General features: G+C 70.9%; 12 protein-coding genes. 8 read left to right on the plus strand and 4 right to left on the minus strand.

What is annotated here, in order from left to right; all coding sequences use genetic code 11:
* Positions 1-83: 83 nt before the first annotated feature.
* Complete coding sequence (locus ABT08_RS09970; protein ID WP_288114846.1) at positions 84-485, plus strand: RDD family protein; 402 nt, start codon at positions 84-86, stop codon at positions 483-485.
* A 32-nt stretch (positions 486-517) separates the two neighbouring features.
* On the opposite strand, the gene ABT08_RS09975 is transcribed toward ABT08_RS09970, so the two are convergent.
* On the minus strand, positions 518-1225 hold the full coding sequence (locus ABT08_RS09975; protein WP_045245757.1) for a DUF4191 domain-containing protein: 708 nt from the start codon (positions 1223-1225) through the stop codon (positions 518-520).
* A gap of 114 nt (positions 1226-1339) precedes the next feature.
* Here ABT08_RS09975 and ABT08_RS09980 point away from each other — a divergent pair, with 114 nt between their 5' ends.
* Complete coding sequence (locus ABT08_RS09980; RefSeq protein WP_288114849.1) at positions 1340-2641, plus strand: hypothetical protein; 1302 nt, start codon at positions 1340-1342, stop codon at positions 2639-2641.
* A 6-nt stretch (positions 2642-2647) separates the two neighbouring features.
* On the opposite strand, the gene sucB is transcribed toward ABT08_RS09980, so the two are convergent.
* Genes sucB through ABT08_RS09995 form a run of 3 tightly spaced genes read right to left on the minus strand, consistent with a single transcriptional unit; the run spans position 2648 to position 7193 of the window.
* Positions 2648-4312 carry a 2-oxoglutarate dehydrogenase, E2 component, dihydrolipoamide succinyltransferase gene (gene sucB / locus ABT08_RS09985; RefSeq protein ID WP_056208845.1) on the minus strand — a complete coding sequence of 555 codons (1665 nt, stop codon included), beginning with the start codon at positions 4310-4312 and terminating at the stop codon, positions 2648-2650.
* A gap of 53 nt (positions 4313-4365) precedes the next feature.
* Positions 4366-5739, minus strand: a complete 1374-nt coding sequence (gene lpdA, locus ABT08_RS09990) for a dihydrolipoyl dehydrogenase (RefSeq protein ID WP_056208848.1) — start codon at positions 5737-5739, stop codon at positions 4366-4368.
* A complete protein-coding gene (locus ABT08_RS09995; RefSeq protein ID WP_288114850.1) occupies positions 5736-7193 on the minus strand; it encodes a leucyl aminopeptidase in 1458 nt (485 codons plus the stop codon). The genes lpdA and ABT08_RS09995 overlap by 4 nt, the downstream gene beginning before the upstream one ends.
* Before the next feature lie 70 nt (positions 7194-7263).
* Between ABT08_RS09995 and ABT08_RS10000 the strand changes: the two genes are divergently transcribed.
* The 6 genes from ABT08_RS10000 to ABT08_RS10025 form a co-directional block, all read left to right on the plus strand.
* Positions 7264-8193, plus strand: a complete 930-nt coding sequence (locus ABT08_RS10000) for a proteasome assembly chaperone family protein (RefSeq protein ID WP_045248033.1) — start codon at positions 7264-7266, stop codon at positions 8191-8193.
* A 181-nt stretch (positions 8194-8374) separates the two neighbouring features.
* Positions 8375-9775, plus strand: coding sequence for an RNA polymerase sigma factor (locus ABT08_RS10005; protein ID WP_056208854.1), 1401 nt, complete (start codon positions 8375-8377; stop codon positions 9773-9775).
* Between the two features lie 7 nt (positions 9776-9782).
* Complete coding sequence (locus ABT08_RS10010) at positions 9783-11078, plus strand: Mur ligase family protein (RefSeq protein ID WP_045248035.1); 1296 nt, start codon at positions 9783-9785, stop codon at positions 11076-11078.
* Positions 11075-11821, plus strand: a complete 747-nt coding sequence (locus tag ABT08_RS10015; RefSeq protein WP_056208860.1) for a type 1 glutamine amidotransferase — start codon at positions 11075-11077, stop codon at positions 11819-11821. The genes ABT08_RS10010 and ABT08_RS10015 overlap by 4 nt, the downstream gene beginning before the upstream one ends.
* A gap of 3 nt (positions 11822-11824) precedes the next feature.
* Positions 11825-12472, plus strand: a complete 648-nt coding sequence (locus ABT08_RS10020) for an alanine racemase (protein WP_288114851.1) — start codon at positions 11825-11827, stop codon at positions 12470-12472.
* On the plus strand, positions 12469-13221 hold a 753-nt coding region (locus ABT08_RS10025; RefSeq protein WP_288114852.1), incomplete at its 3' end, for an alanine racemase. The genes ABT08_RS10020 and ABT08_RS10025, both read left to right, overlap by 4 nt.

Here is a 13221-nt window from a genome sequence, read left to right on the forward strand (position 1 = left end):
CATCCGAAACTATCGACGGGGCGTTGCCCGGCGATATCTCGGATGTTTCGGGCATGTTACGCGACGCTGTCTAGGCTGTCGGCGTGAGTGATGAGCGGACGACTTCAGCCTATCCGGGTGCGCGCCTCGGACTTCCCGAGACCGGCCGGCTGAGTATCGCGCGGTTCGGTCGACGGCTCGGTGGGTACGCGATCGACGCAGCGCTGTCCGCGCTCATCTCCTTCGCGTTCTTCCGTTACAGCGCGGTCGCGTCGCTCGTCATCTTCGCCCTGCTCCACGTGCTCTTCATCCCGACCATCGGCGGCAGCCCCGGGCACCGGCTCGTGGGCCTGCGGGTCGTGAAGGCGACCGGCGGATGGATCGGTCTCTGGCGCCCGGTCGTGCGCACCGTACTGCTACTCCTGCTCTTTCCGGCGCTCATCTGGAACGTCGATCACCGGGGTCTGCATGACGTCTTCGCGGGCACGATGATCATCCGCTGGTGATCGTCACCTGCGGATACGCCTGAGTGCGCCGATCAGCGCGGGCGCGGTGCCCGCGCCTTGAGCGGGTCGACGCCCTTCGGGATCGGCAGCGACGAGAGCCCCCGCGAGACCGAGTCGAGACGCTTGATGACCGCCGCCTGCGTGCCGCGGTCGATCGCCTTCGGCAGGCGCTTGATGGTCGTGGCGAGCTTCGAGATCGCGACGTCCTCGTCGCCGTGGCCGACGTAGAGCACTGTGACCGGCACGCCCGATGCGACGCGCTGGATCTTGGACTTCTCATCGGCGACCAGACGTGTCAACCGCCCTCGCGCACCCTCGGCGACGATGACGACACCGCCGCGTCCGATCGCGCGGAAGACCGCATCCTGCGAGCGGGGGTTGACACCGACGGGCGACTCGCCGCCCTGCCAGTTGCGTCCGAGCGCCGTGGAGAGCACGTGACCGGACGCGCCCGGCATCCCGTCGATCTTCTGGTACATCGCGCGCGTCGACAGCCGAGTCATGGTCATGAGGGATCCGAGCACACCGAACATGAGACCCGTGACGCCCCAGAGGATGACGCTCCACCCGGCGACGGGCGGGATCAGGAAGCCGACGCCGACACCGATGAGGATGCCGAGCACGATCACGCCCGCGATGAGCCATCCGAGCCACGGGTACACCTCGCGGGTGAACCGGAAGAGCGTCTGGATCTGGGAGAGGAAGCCGGGGCGCTTCTCGGGAGACGTGCTGCGTGCCATGCGGAACAGCCTACCGGCGCGTCGCCTCCTCCCCACCCCGCCGACCGGCATGGTCGTGCCGCGACTCCGCGCGCGGAGCGTGGGCACCGAGTACGGAGGGCGCAGTCTTGCCGCATGTCCCTGCTCGACGACCGTCTCGTGATCCTCCGCCTCGTCGCTCCGCCCCGGGCACCCTGGCCGGGCGCGCTGGCCCGCGACGTTGACGGGGCGACGTTGCATGTGGTCGACACCGCCGTTATCGGCGAGCACTGGCGGGGAGGTGACGAGGACGGCGGGCACGTTCTCGGCCTCCGCGACATCCGGCGGCGTCCCGATGGCCACGACCTCCTCGTCGACGCATGCGACCGTGCGCTGGGCACTGTCGTGGATGCCCTGCCTGTCGGCGACGCGGGCCTCGGTGCCGCCGTGACGATCGCCGTCGGCGTGCTGCGCGGCATCCATGCGGAGCATGTCCGCGGCCATGGTGAGCTGTGCGCGGGATCCTGGTGGGTGACGACGAGCGGCCGCCCGGTGTTCGTGCATTCCGCCGGCGACGGAATGGTGACCGACGGCGCCCACGTCATCGAGCAGCTCGCCGCCATCGGCGGCCCGGGCGGCCTGTGGGCGGATGCCGCGGCTCTGTGCCGCGTCCGGCGTCTCGACGACGAGGACCTTCGCGCGATCGAGGAACGGCTGTTCGCCGCTGCGACACCTGCCGCACTGCCGGACGCCGACACTCCGCTCGCGCGATCAGACCGCGCACAGATCGCACCCGAGGCCGACGATCACCGTGCGTCGTGGTGGAGCCCGCTCATCGCCGGTGTCGACGGTGACGTGCGTGGCTGGGCCGGCGCGGTACGCACCGCTCTCGGCCGTGCACGACGACCACGTCACGCGAGTGTCTCGCTCACGGCGCCGCACACGGCCCACGGGTCGCCTCTCACATCAACTGAGGCGCGGCGCGCTCCGCGCGGACGACTTGTCGCCGTCGCCGCGGTGACCGCAGGCGCGGTCGCCGCGCTGGGGCTGCTGTGGCCGCGCGAGGCCCCGACGGCGACGCCGAGCATCCTGACTCCGGCCGATCCGACACCGACCGCCATATCGACCGCTGAGTCGGCGCCGACCTCGCCATCCGCCGCTGCGGCGTCGGTCGGCCCGACCACCGCGGCGGAGGCCGTCGCGGCGCTCCTCGCCCTTCGGCGGGAATGCGGCGATGAGTCCTGCCGCGCCGCCGTCACCGCGAGCGCGGTCGATGTGCCGCCCGGCCCGGTCGATGCATCGGATGCCGTCGTCGAGGTGATCGATGACTACGGGGGAGTGGTCGCTGTGCGCGTCACCGCGGCATCCGTGGCGGGCGTCCAGCTCGTCACCGCCGTCTACGACAGACAACGCTGGCTCTTGCGAAGCGTCGTCGACGCGCCGCAAGAGCCAGCGTGAGTGGGGTCAGATGCCGAGGTCGGCCTGGAACGCCGCGGCCTCGAGACGAGCTTTCACCGCTCCGAGGAAGCGCGCAGCGTCGGCCCCGTCGATGACGCGGTGGTCGTACGACAGAGCGAGGAACACGTACGAGCGCACGGCGATCGCGTCGACGCCGCCGACCTTCACGACACCGGGACGCTTGAACACGACACCCGTGCCGAGAATCGCGGACTGCGGCAGGAAGACGACGGGGGTGTCGAACAGCGCTCCGCGCGAACCGGTGTTCGTGAGGGTGAACGTTCCGCCGCCGAGCTCGTCGGGCTTCAGCTTGTTCTCACGGGTGCGGGCCGCCAGGTCCGCGATCTCCGCCGCGATCTGCGCGACGTTCTTCGAGCCCGCGTCGCGCACCACAGGGGTGAGGAGGCCACGCTCGGTGTCGACCGCGATGGAGAGGTTCTCGCTCGCCGGGTAGACGATCTGGTCGCCGTCGACGGTCGCGTTGATGACCGGGAACGCCTGCAGCGCCTCCGCAGCCGCGAGGGCGAAGAAGGGCAGGAAGGAGAGCTTCTGACCTGTCTTGGCCTGGAAATCACCCTTGACGGCGTCGCGGAACGTCGCGAGGTCGGTGACGTCGACCTCGACGACCGTCGTGAGCTGCGCGGTGGCCTGCATCGACGCGACGGCGCGCTCGGCGAGAACCTTGCGCAGACGCGACATCGGCTGGGTGGTGCCGCGCAGCGGCGAGACCTCGAGCGTGGGCGCAGCCGGGGCCACAGCAGCGGCCGCAGGTGCGCTCGTCGCCGACTCGGCGGCCTTGAGCACGTCCTCCTTGCGGATGCGTCCACCGACGCCCGAGCCCTTGACCGTGGCGAGATCGACACCCTGCTGCTGCGCGAGACGACGCACGAGCGGCGTCACGTAGCTGACATCGTCGCCCGAGGCCGCCGCCGCAGGAGCGACAACCGGGGCCGGTGCAGCGACGGGAGCCGCAGCGGCCGGAGCCGCAGCAGCGGGAGCAGGGGCGGGAGCAGCAACAGGAGCCGGCGCGGGAACGGCTGCCGGCGCAGCGGCGGGGGCGGAGGCCCCATCGCCGATGCGGGCGAGCGCGGCGCCTACGGCGACAGTCTCGTCCTCCTGCACCAGGATCTCCTGCAGCACACCGGCGAACGGAGCCGGGATCTCGGTGTCGACCTTGTCGGTCGAGATCTCGAGCAACGGCTCGTCGACCTCGACCGAGTCGCCGACCTGCTTCAGCCAGCGGGTGACGGTGCCTTCGGTCACGCTCTCGCCGAGCTCGGGGAGCACGACCTCCTTGCCGCCGGAGGCGGTCGGGGCGGCAGCGGCCGGAGCAGCAGCGGGGGAAGGCTCCGCCGCGGGGGCCGGGGTCTCCGCGACCGGCGCGGGCTCGGACTCGGCAGCCGGAGCAGCGGTCTCGGGGGCGGGCGCGGCAGAACCGTCACCGATCTTTGCGAGCACGGCACCGACTTCGATCGTGTCGTCCTCCTGAACGAGGATCTCCTCGATTACACCGGCGACGGGCGAGGGGATCTCGGTGTCGACCTTGTCGGTCGAGATCTCCACGAGACCCTCATCGACGGCCACCGTGTCCCCTACTTGCTTGAGCCAGCGGGTGACCGTTCCCTCGGTCACGCTCTCGCCGAGAGCGGGGAGGACCACGGAAGTGCTCATGGGTGTTGCTCCTTCACGAATGCGGTGTGGTGTCTAGCTTAGTGACGCGTCGCTCACGCGACGTGCAGGGGCGAGCCCGCGAGCGCGAGGAACGCCTCGCCGAGAGCCTCGCCCTGAGTGGGGTGTGCGTGCACGAACGGCGCGATGTCCTCGGGGTGGGCCTCCCAGCCCACGACGAGCTGCGCCTCGGTGATGAGTTCGCCGACCCGATCGCCGACGAGATGGACTCCCACGACCGGCCCGTTCAGGCGACGGACGACCTTCGCGACGCCGGACGTGCCGAGGATGGTGCTCTTGGCGTTGCCCGCCAGGTTGTACTCGACGGTGGCGATCGCCTCTGCACCCCAGGTCTCCTTCGCCCGCTCCTCGGTGAGACCGACCGACGCGACCTCCGGGTGCGTGTAGATCACGCGGGGGATCGAGGCATCCGGGATCTGCGGCACCGTGCGTCCGTGGATGCGCTCCGCCACGGCGAGCCCGTGCTGGAACCCGCGGTGGGCGAGCTGCAGCCCGGCGACGACGTCACCCGCCGCCCACACGCCCGGCACCGTGGTGCGCAGCTGGTCGTCGACGACGACGAACCCGCGCTCGAGCGCGACGCCGGCCTGCTCGAGTCCGAGGTCCGCGGTGTGCGGCGCGCGCCCGACAGCGACGAGCACGACGTCACCCTCGAGCACAGTGCCGTCCTCGAGCGTCACGGATGCCGCGTCCGCCGTCTCGGCGACAGTCGCGACGCGTACACCGAGGCGGGTCTGGATGCCCCGACGGCGGAAGGCCCGCTCCAACTGGGCGACAGAGGAGGCGTCCTCGGCGGCGACGAGGTGGTCGAGGGCTTCCACGATCGTGACCTCGGCGCCCAGGCTCCGCCAGGCGCTCGCGAACTCCACACCGATGACGCCGCCGCCGAGCACGATCGCCCGCGCCGGCACGACGTCCGACGACAGTGCGGTCTCGCTGGTCCACACGCGCGGGCCGGGTTCGATGCCCGGCAGCAGACGGGTATGCGATCCCGTCGCGATGACGACATGGGACGCTGCGTACGTGTCGTCGCCGACGGTGACGACGCGGTCGGGCCCGAGCACGCCGTACCCGGCGACGACGGTGATGCCGTGACCCGCGATGAGGCCCTGCAGACCCTTGTGCTTGCCGGCGACGATCTTGTCGCGGAACGCGCGCGCGGCGGAGCCGTCGACGACGACCTCGCCGACCGAGACGCCCGCGGTCGACGCCGCATGTGCGACATCCGCGACCTCGGCCGTGTGCAGCAGCGCCTTCGTCGGCACGCAGCCGCGGTGAAGGCAGGTGCCGCCGAGCTTGTCGGCCTCGACGATGACGACCGACGAGCCGAGCTCGCGGGCACGGATCGCCGCCGCGTAACCGGCGCTGCCGCCGCCGATGACGACGACGTCGACGGTGTGCGCGCTCATGCGCGGGTGCCGATCAGCTCGATGAGGCTCCGCACCGTCGCGGCGGTAGGGCCTTTGTCGGTGAAGCCGTATCCGCCGCCCTTGTTCATGCCGACACCGGCGATGTCGAGGTGCACCCAAGGAATGCGAGGGGCGTCGTCGGCATCCGAGAGACGTCCGACGAAGCGGCGGAGGAAGAGACCCGCGAACAGCGACCCGCCCGCCGGGTCGCCGATCTTCGCGTTCACGAGGTCGGCGATCGGGGAGTCGAGCTCGTCCTCCATGTGGTCGGGGAGCGGCAGCGGCCAGGCCAGCTCGCAGACCCGCTCTGCGGCGGCGAGATAGGCCGCAACGGCGCCCTCCTCACCCATGACGCCGGTGTGGCGGGTGCCGAGTGCGGTGGTGATCGCCCCGGTGAGAGTCGCGACGTCGACGATCAGGTCGGGGTTCTCGCGGCTCGCCGCGACGAGGCCGTCCGCGAGCACGAGGCGACCCTCGGCATCGGTGTTCAGCACCTCGACGGTCTGGCCGTCGGCGATGCGCAGAACGTCGCCCGGACGCGTGGCGCTGCCGGAGGGCATGTTGTCAGCAATGCAGAGCCACGCGGTCACGCGCACCGGAACCGCGAGACGCGCGGCCGCACGGGCCACGGCGAGCACTGTCGCGGCTCCGCACATGTCGTACTTCATGCCGACCATGGACCCGGCCGGCTTCAGCGAGAGACCGCCGGTGTCGAAGGTGATGCCCTTGCCGACGAGGGCGACGTGCCCCGTCGCGTCGGCGGGGGAGTAGTCCACCCTCACGAGGCGCGGCGGGCGCACCGAGCCCTGTCCGACGCCGAGGATGCCGCCGAAGCCGCCCGCCCGCAGTGCGTCCTCGTCCCAGACGGTCACCTCGACGGGGAGCCCCTCGACGGCGGCGCGCGCCGCATCGGCGAGATCGGCGGGGCCGAGCCACTCGGCCGGCGTCGTGACGAGGTCCTTGACGAGAGCGGATGCCTCGCCCACCGCCGCGGCGAAGGCGGCATCGTCATCCGTGCCCGGGGCCGCGATGAGCACACGGTTCGCGCGGACTCGCCCCGGCGCGTTCTTCTTGTAGCCGTCGAAGCGGTATCCCCCGAGGGTCGCGCCTTCGGCGATCGCGCGGGCGTGCGCGGCGGTGCCGCCGAGCGGCACGATCGCGACCGTCTCGAATCCGATGAGGGTGCGAATGCCGGCGCCGGCCGCGAAACGGGATGCCGCGGCATCCGCGCCGTCGCCGACCGCGACGACCGCGGCGGGGAGCGAGACGAGTTCCGGCACGCTCACCCGGGTGACGGCGCCTGCGCTGCGCGAGGCGCCGACGGCGTCGGCCGCGGCGCGCACAGACGTGCTCGCATCGTCGGCGGGATCACCCCAGGGAAGGAGGAACAGCACCGCGTCCGCGGCGATCTCGGTGGTCGGCTGGTCGGTGAACTCGAGAACGGGGTACGGCATGACTTCATCCTAGGTACGCCCAGGGCGAAGCGTCCGGCCCACCCCCTCGTCCGGCTCCTAGCATGGAGTCATGCCCTTCGACGCTCCTCTGTACGACGCCGCGGACGACGCGCCGGAGGTGCCGCACGGCCTTCCGCTCGTGATCGCGTTCACCGGTTTCACCGATGCGGGATCGGCGGCATCGCAGGTCATCGACCACCTGCGCGAGGCGGGGGACCTGCAGACAGTGCTGCGCTTCGAGAACGACGTGCTGCTCGACTATCGCGCCCGCAGGCCGATCGTCGTGTTCGACGAGGACCACCTGTCCGACTACCGTCCGCCGCGGCTCGAACTGTCGCTCGGACGCGACACCCTCGGACAGCGATTCCTGCTGCTGTCGGGATACGAGCCGGACTTCGCCTGGGAGGCTTTCGCGTCCTCCGTCACCGAGGCTGCGCACGCCCTCGGCGTCTCGGGCGTGACCTGGGTGCACGCGATCCCCATGCCCGTGCCGCACACGCGGCCCCTCGGCGCGACCGTGTCGGGCACCCGACCAGACCTGACGGCGGCGCATTCGGTGTGGAAGCCCCGCACGCAGGTACCCGCCACCATCGGACACCTGCTCGAGTACCGCTTCGCCGAGGCAGGAGCGAAGATCGCGGGGTTCGTGCTGCTCGTACCTCACTACCTCGGCGACGCCGAGTACCCCGCCACCGCCATCGCCGCCTTCGACAGCATCACGCTCGCCACAGGTCTCGTGTTCGACGTCGAGTCCCTCCGGCAGGAGAACGAGGCGTTCGTCGCAAAGGTCGCCGAGCAGATCGAGCAGAGTGACGAGCTCGGCACCATGCTGTCAGGCCTCGAGGAGCGCTACGACGCCTATATGGCGGGAGCGACGCAGGCCACTCCGCTGATCCACCAGGGCGATCTGCCGAGCGCCGACGAGCTCGCCGCCGAGCTCGAGCGCTTCCTCGCGTCACGCCCGGGCGACGACGACCGGCGCGCCGGCCCGTTCTCTTGAGCGGGGAATGCGCCTGAGCGCACCGATGTTGCCACAGGGGAGACCGCGAGGCGAGGACGCCGACGCGGGTATGAGACAATGAGGGACCGACCCGTTGTCGATCCGGTTGCGAACAGCACTGGACTTGACAAGGGTCTTACCTCTGTCCGAGGGAGGGAACGCCCTCGGTGAAAGGCGAAACGTGACTCCAGCCACCAAGACCGGAACCCGATCGCGCGCGACCACGAAGGCTGCGGACGCCGCCGACGAGACGGCCGTCGTCGACGAGACGGATGCCGCGGCGACGGAGCCCGCGACGAAGACCCGCGCGACGGCGAAGCCCGCAGCGAAGAAGGCCGCGCCCGCGAAGAAGGCGCCTGAGAAGAAGTCGACCGCGAAGCCGAAGGACGACGAGTTCGACGAGGACGAGGACGAGGACGACGTCGAGATCGACGAGGAGCTCGACGACTCCGCCGATGACGGCGACGAGTCGGACGACAGCGACGGCGACGACACGCCCACGGCGAAGAAGAAGACGGATGCCGCGGCATCCGACGACGCCGACGACGATGCGGAAGACGACGACGAGAAGAAGCCCGCGTTCAGCGAGCCGCTTCCGACGGGCGCGATCGTCATCTCGTCGAGCGACGAGGACGACGTCCCGGTCTACTCGACGCAGATCACCGGCGCGACAGCCGACCCGGTCAAGGACTACCTGAAGCAGATCGGCAAGGTGCCGCTGCTGAACGCGGCCGAAGAGGTCGAGCTCGCGATGCGCATCGAGGCGGGTCTGTTCGCCGAGGAGAAGCTCTCGGGCATGTCGGCCGCCGACAAGGCCGGCCAGACGGGCCTCGACCTGCAGTGGGTCGCCCGTGACGGTCAGCGCGCGAAGAGCCACCTGTTGGGCGCGAACCTGCGTCTGGTCGTGTCGCTCGCGAAGCGCTACACCGGGCGCGGCATGCAGTTCCTGGACCTCATCCAGGAGGGCAACCTGGGCCTCATCCGCGCAGTCGAGAAGTTCGACTACACCAAGGGCTTCAAGTTCTCGACGTATGCGACGTGGTGGATCCGTCAGGCGATCACCCGCGCGATGGCCGATCAGGCGCGCACGATCCGCATCCCCGTGCACATGGTCGAGGTCATCAACAAGCTCGCCCGCGTGCAGCGGCAGATGCTGCAGGACCTCGGACGCGAACCCACGCCCGAGGAGCTGAGCCGCGAGCTCGACATGACCCCCGAGAAGGTCATCGAGGTGCAGAAGTACGGCCGTGAGCCGATCTCGCTGCACACGCCGCTCGGTGAGGACGGCGACAGCGAATTCGGCGATCTGATCGAGGACACCGAGGCTGTGGTCCCGGCCGACGCGGTGGGCTTCACCATGCTGCAGCGTCAGCTCGAGTCGCTCCTCGACTCGCTCAGCGAGCGCGAGGCGGGCGTGATCCGCATGCGGTTCGGTCTCGGCGACGGCCAGCCGAAGACGCTCGACCAGATCGGCGACACGTTCGGCGTCACGCGCGAGCGCATCCGTCAGATCGAGTCGAAGACGATGGCGAAGCTGCGTCATCCGTCGCGGTCGCAGTCGCTGCGCGACTACCTCGAGTGAGCCGCGCATGACGTTCCGCGCGAAGTACGTCCCCGCGGTCGCCGTCGGCAAGCTCGCCCGATTCGCCACGCGCCTGCGCGGCGGCGGATCGGCGTTCCCGGGGTACGTCGCCAACCGGCTCGCACCCACGCTGCTGTCGAGCATCGCTGCGCAGTTCCCGGCGGGCGTCGTGTTCGTGCTGGGGTCGAACGGCAAGACCACGACGACGCACATGATCAGCGAGGTGTTGCGGGCGCACGGTCTGCGGGTGTTCACGAACCCCACCGGCGCGAACCTGCCGCAGGGCGTCACGAGCGCGTTCCTCGCGGATGCGACCCTGTTCGGTCGGGTGCGGGCTGATGTCGCGGTGCTGGAGGTCGACGAGGGCTATGCGGCCGACCTTGCCGACATCCTCTCGCCGCGGGTGATCGTTGCGCTGAACGTGCAGGTCGACCAGCTGTACCGGTTCTACGAGACCGAGCGGGTCGCCGACATGATGCTGGATGCCACGACCCGCGCCAGCGTGCGCGTGGTGACCAACCGCGATGATCCGTACCTCAGCAAGATCGACCCGTCGACGCTGCGCGCGCCGGTGTCGTTCTTCGGCGCCTCGGATGAGGTCGTCGCCGCGTCGGCTCACGGTCTGAACAACGCCGCCGACACCCGCAGCGGAACCGCGCAGGCGATCCGCCACGAGGCGGAGAGCGAGGTCACCGCTGTCTCCGGACGCGAGGTCGAGATCTCCCTCGAGGGGCGGAGCATCCCGGTCCGCCTTCCCGCGCGCGGCCTGCACTACGCGGTCGATGCGGCGGCGGCGGTCAGCGCCGCCCGTCACGTGCTCGGCGACGCCTTCCGGCCCGAGGCCGCGCAGGCCGGCTTCGCCGCGATGGCCCCGGCCTACGGACGCGGCGAGGTCATTCCGCTGCGTCGCGATCCGGCGGGCGAGCTGGTGGAGTTCGTGATGTTCAAGAACGGCCCGAGCCTGCAGCTGAACATCGACGCGCTCGACGGCACACCCGAGCGGCTGCTATTCGCGATCGATGAGGGCACGCCCGACATCTCCTGGCTGTACGACGTCGATCTCTCGGCCTTCGACCACGTCGATGTGATCACGGGGGAGAAGGCCCACCAGATCGCCACGCGCTTCGCCTACGCCGGAATCCCGATCGGGGTCGTCGAACCCGACCTCGAGAAGGCCGTCGAGATCATGCGGTCGTTCCCGGTGACGGCGTCCGGCCGTCAGAACTGGTTCGTCAACTACGAGCTCATGATGATCGGACGTCGCGTGCTCGGTCACGGAGACCAGGAGATCGCCCGCCGATGACTCTGCGCCTCATCCAGCTCTATCCGACCCTGCTCGGCATCTCCGGCGACGCCGGAAACGTCGAGGTGCTCGCGACCCGCGCGCGTCTCGCCGGGCTCGAGGTCGAGGTCGTCACCGTCGAACCCGGCGACACCGCGCCGGGCGAGGCCGACCTGATCGTCATCGGCAACGGACCCCTCTCCGCGATCCGCACCGTCGAATCCGACCTGCGTGCCCGCGCCGACTGGCTGCGCACCGAGGTCGAGAACGGTTGCCCCGTGCTCGCCGTCGGCGGCGGTGCGGAGCTGCTCGCCGAGCAGATCACCCTCACGGACGGCTCCCGTCTCGACGGGCTCGGCCTCGTTCCGGCGCGGGTCGCCCGCACGCGAGAGCGTCGTGTCGGTTACGTCGTCGCTGACACGGCCGACGGACGGCTCGTCGGCTTCGAGGACCATGCCTCGCTGTGGTCGCTCGATGACCCCGCCCTCGCGTACGGAACGGTGATCGCGGGCAGCGGCGGCGTCGACGGCGGCCACGAGACGGTGCGCGCCGGCAGCGTCGTCGCAACGAACCTGCAGGGCCCGGTGCTTCCGCTGAACCCCTGGCTCGCCGACCTGCTGCTCACCGCAGCGACAGCCCGTCGCGCCCTCACGTACTCGACCGGCGACGCGCACGCCGCGATCGACGCCCATGCCGACGCCGCGCGTGCCGAGATCGAGCGCCTGGCCACCGGCAAGCGGTTCACGGCCATCCAGCTGCGATAGGCCATGACCGCCGACGCCGCTCCCGTCGCCCGCGTCAGCGTGGCGGCGATCGTCGCGAACGTGCGGCGAGCGGCGGCATCCGCCCCGCTCGTCGATCTCCGCCACGACGCCTACGGTCACGGGCTCGACGCCGTCGCGACCGCACTGCTGTCCGAGACCGACGCGACCCTGCTCGTCGATGACGCGACGACCTTCGGCGACCGCGTGGTGCGGGTGGGGGAGCCGGCGGTGAGCCCGGCGGTGACCTACGGCTGGGTCGACGGCGTGCCGGCGATGACGCTCGTCGGCACCGTTCTCAGCACGAAGCGGCTGCTGGCCGGTGAAGGCGTGTCCTACGGCTACCGGTTCCGCGCGCCCGCCGACACGCGCGTCGCTCTGGTGACGGGCGGCTACGCCCAGGGAGTCGTGCGCAGTGCGGGAGGTGCGGCATCCGTGTCCCTCGGCCATGCGCGGCGCCCGATCGTGGGGCGCGTCGCCATGGATGTCTGCGTCATCGACATCGGCGACGCCGACATCGCGCGCGGCGATGAGGCGGTGTTCTTCGGTCGCGGCGGCGACACCGTGGCGCACTGGGCAGCGGTCACGGCACTCCGGCCGTCGGAGATCGTCACCGCCGTGGGACTCCACACCCGGCGCGAGGCAGTGTCATGACCGCCGTGCTGCGGGTCTCCCGCACGGCGCTTCGGGGCAACCTCGCGTCGCTGCGCGCGCGCGTCGCCCCGGCCGAGCTGATGCTCGTCGTGAAGGACGACGCCTACGGACACGGTCTCGCGAACGTCATCCCGACGGCCCTCGCGGCCGGCATCACCTGGATCGGGGCGTTCGACCTGCCGACCGCCCTCCGCGTGCGTGCCCTCGCAGGCGACGAGGTGCGCGTCTTCGCGTGGATGGTCGCGGGCGACGAGTCCCTGCGCGCCGCACTCGACGCCGGGATCGACCTCGGCGTCGGAGACCCGGCACTGCTCGACGACGTGGTGCGCCTCGCCGCCGCGCGCGGCGTGACAGCGCGCGTGCACCTGAAGATCGACACGGGCCTGCACCGCAACGGCATCCGACCGGAGCAGTGGCCCGATGCCGTCGCCCGCACGGCCGCGGCCCAGACGACCGGGGCGCTGAGCCTCGAGGGCGTGTGGAGCCATCTCGCCGAGGCATCCGACGACGAGGACGACGCGGCCCGCGCCCTCTTCGAGCAGGCCCTCGCCACCGTCCGCGAGGCCGGACTGCCGCGACCGCGCGCCCACCTCGCGGCCAGCGCCGCGGCATCCCTGCGACCCGAGTTCCGCTACGACATGGTGCGCATCGGCGTGTTCAGCTATGGGATCCGCCCCGCCGGCGGACCCGGCGAGGACGACCTCGGCATCGCGCCGGTGGGCGCACTCGAGGCCGAGGTCGTCGAGGTG

Origin of the sequence: Microbacterium sp. SCN 71-21, from assembly GCF_001725695.1 — a bacterium.
GTDB lineage: Bacteria > Actinomycetota > Actinomycetes > Actinomycetales > Microbacteriaceae > Microbacterium > Microbacterium ginsengisoli.

Coding starts and splice junctions, on each gene's coding strand:
- ABT08_RS09975 (WP_045245757.1), bottom strand. CDS start 1,225: ATGGCACGCAGCACGTCTCCCGAGAAGCGCCCCGGCTTCCTCTCCCAG.
- ABT08_RS09980 (WP_288114849.1), top strand. CDS start 1,340: ATGTCCCTGCTCGACGACCGTCTCGTGATCCTCCGCCTCGTCGCTCCG.
- sucB (WP_056208845.1), bottom strand. CDS start 4,312: ATGAGCACTTCCGTGGTCCTCCCCGCTCTCGGCGAGAGCGTGACCGAG.
- lpdA (WP_056208848.1), bottom strand. CDS start 5,739: ATGAGCGCGCACACCGTCGACGTCGTCGTCATCGGCGGCGGCAGCGCC.
- ABT08_RS09995 (WP_288114850.1), bottom strand. CDS start 7,193: ATGCCGTACCCCGTTCTCGAGTTCACCGACCAGCCGACCACCGAGATC.
- ABT08_RS10000 (WP_045248033.1), top strand. CDS start 7,264: ATGCCCTTCGACGCTCCTCTGTACGACGCCGCGGACGACGCGCCGGAG.
- ABT08_RS10010 (WP_045248035.1), top strand. CDS start 9,783: ATGACGTTCCGCGCGAAGTACGTCCCCGCGGTCGCCGTCGGCAAGCTC.
- ABT08_RS10015 (WP_056208860.1), top strand. CDS start 11,075: ATGACTCTGCGCCTCATCCAGCTCTATCCGACCCTGCTCGGCATCTCC.
- ABT08_RS10020 (WP_288114851.1), top strand. CDS start 11,825: ATGACCGCCGACGCCGCTCCCGTCGCCCGCGTCAGCGTGGCGGCGATC.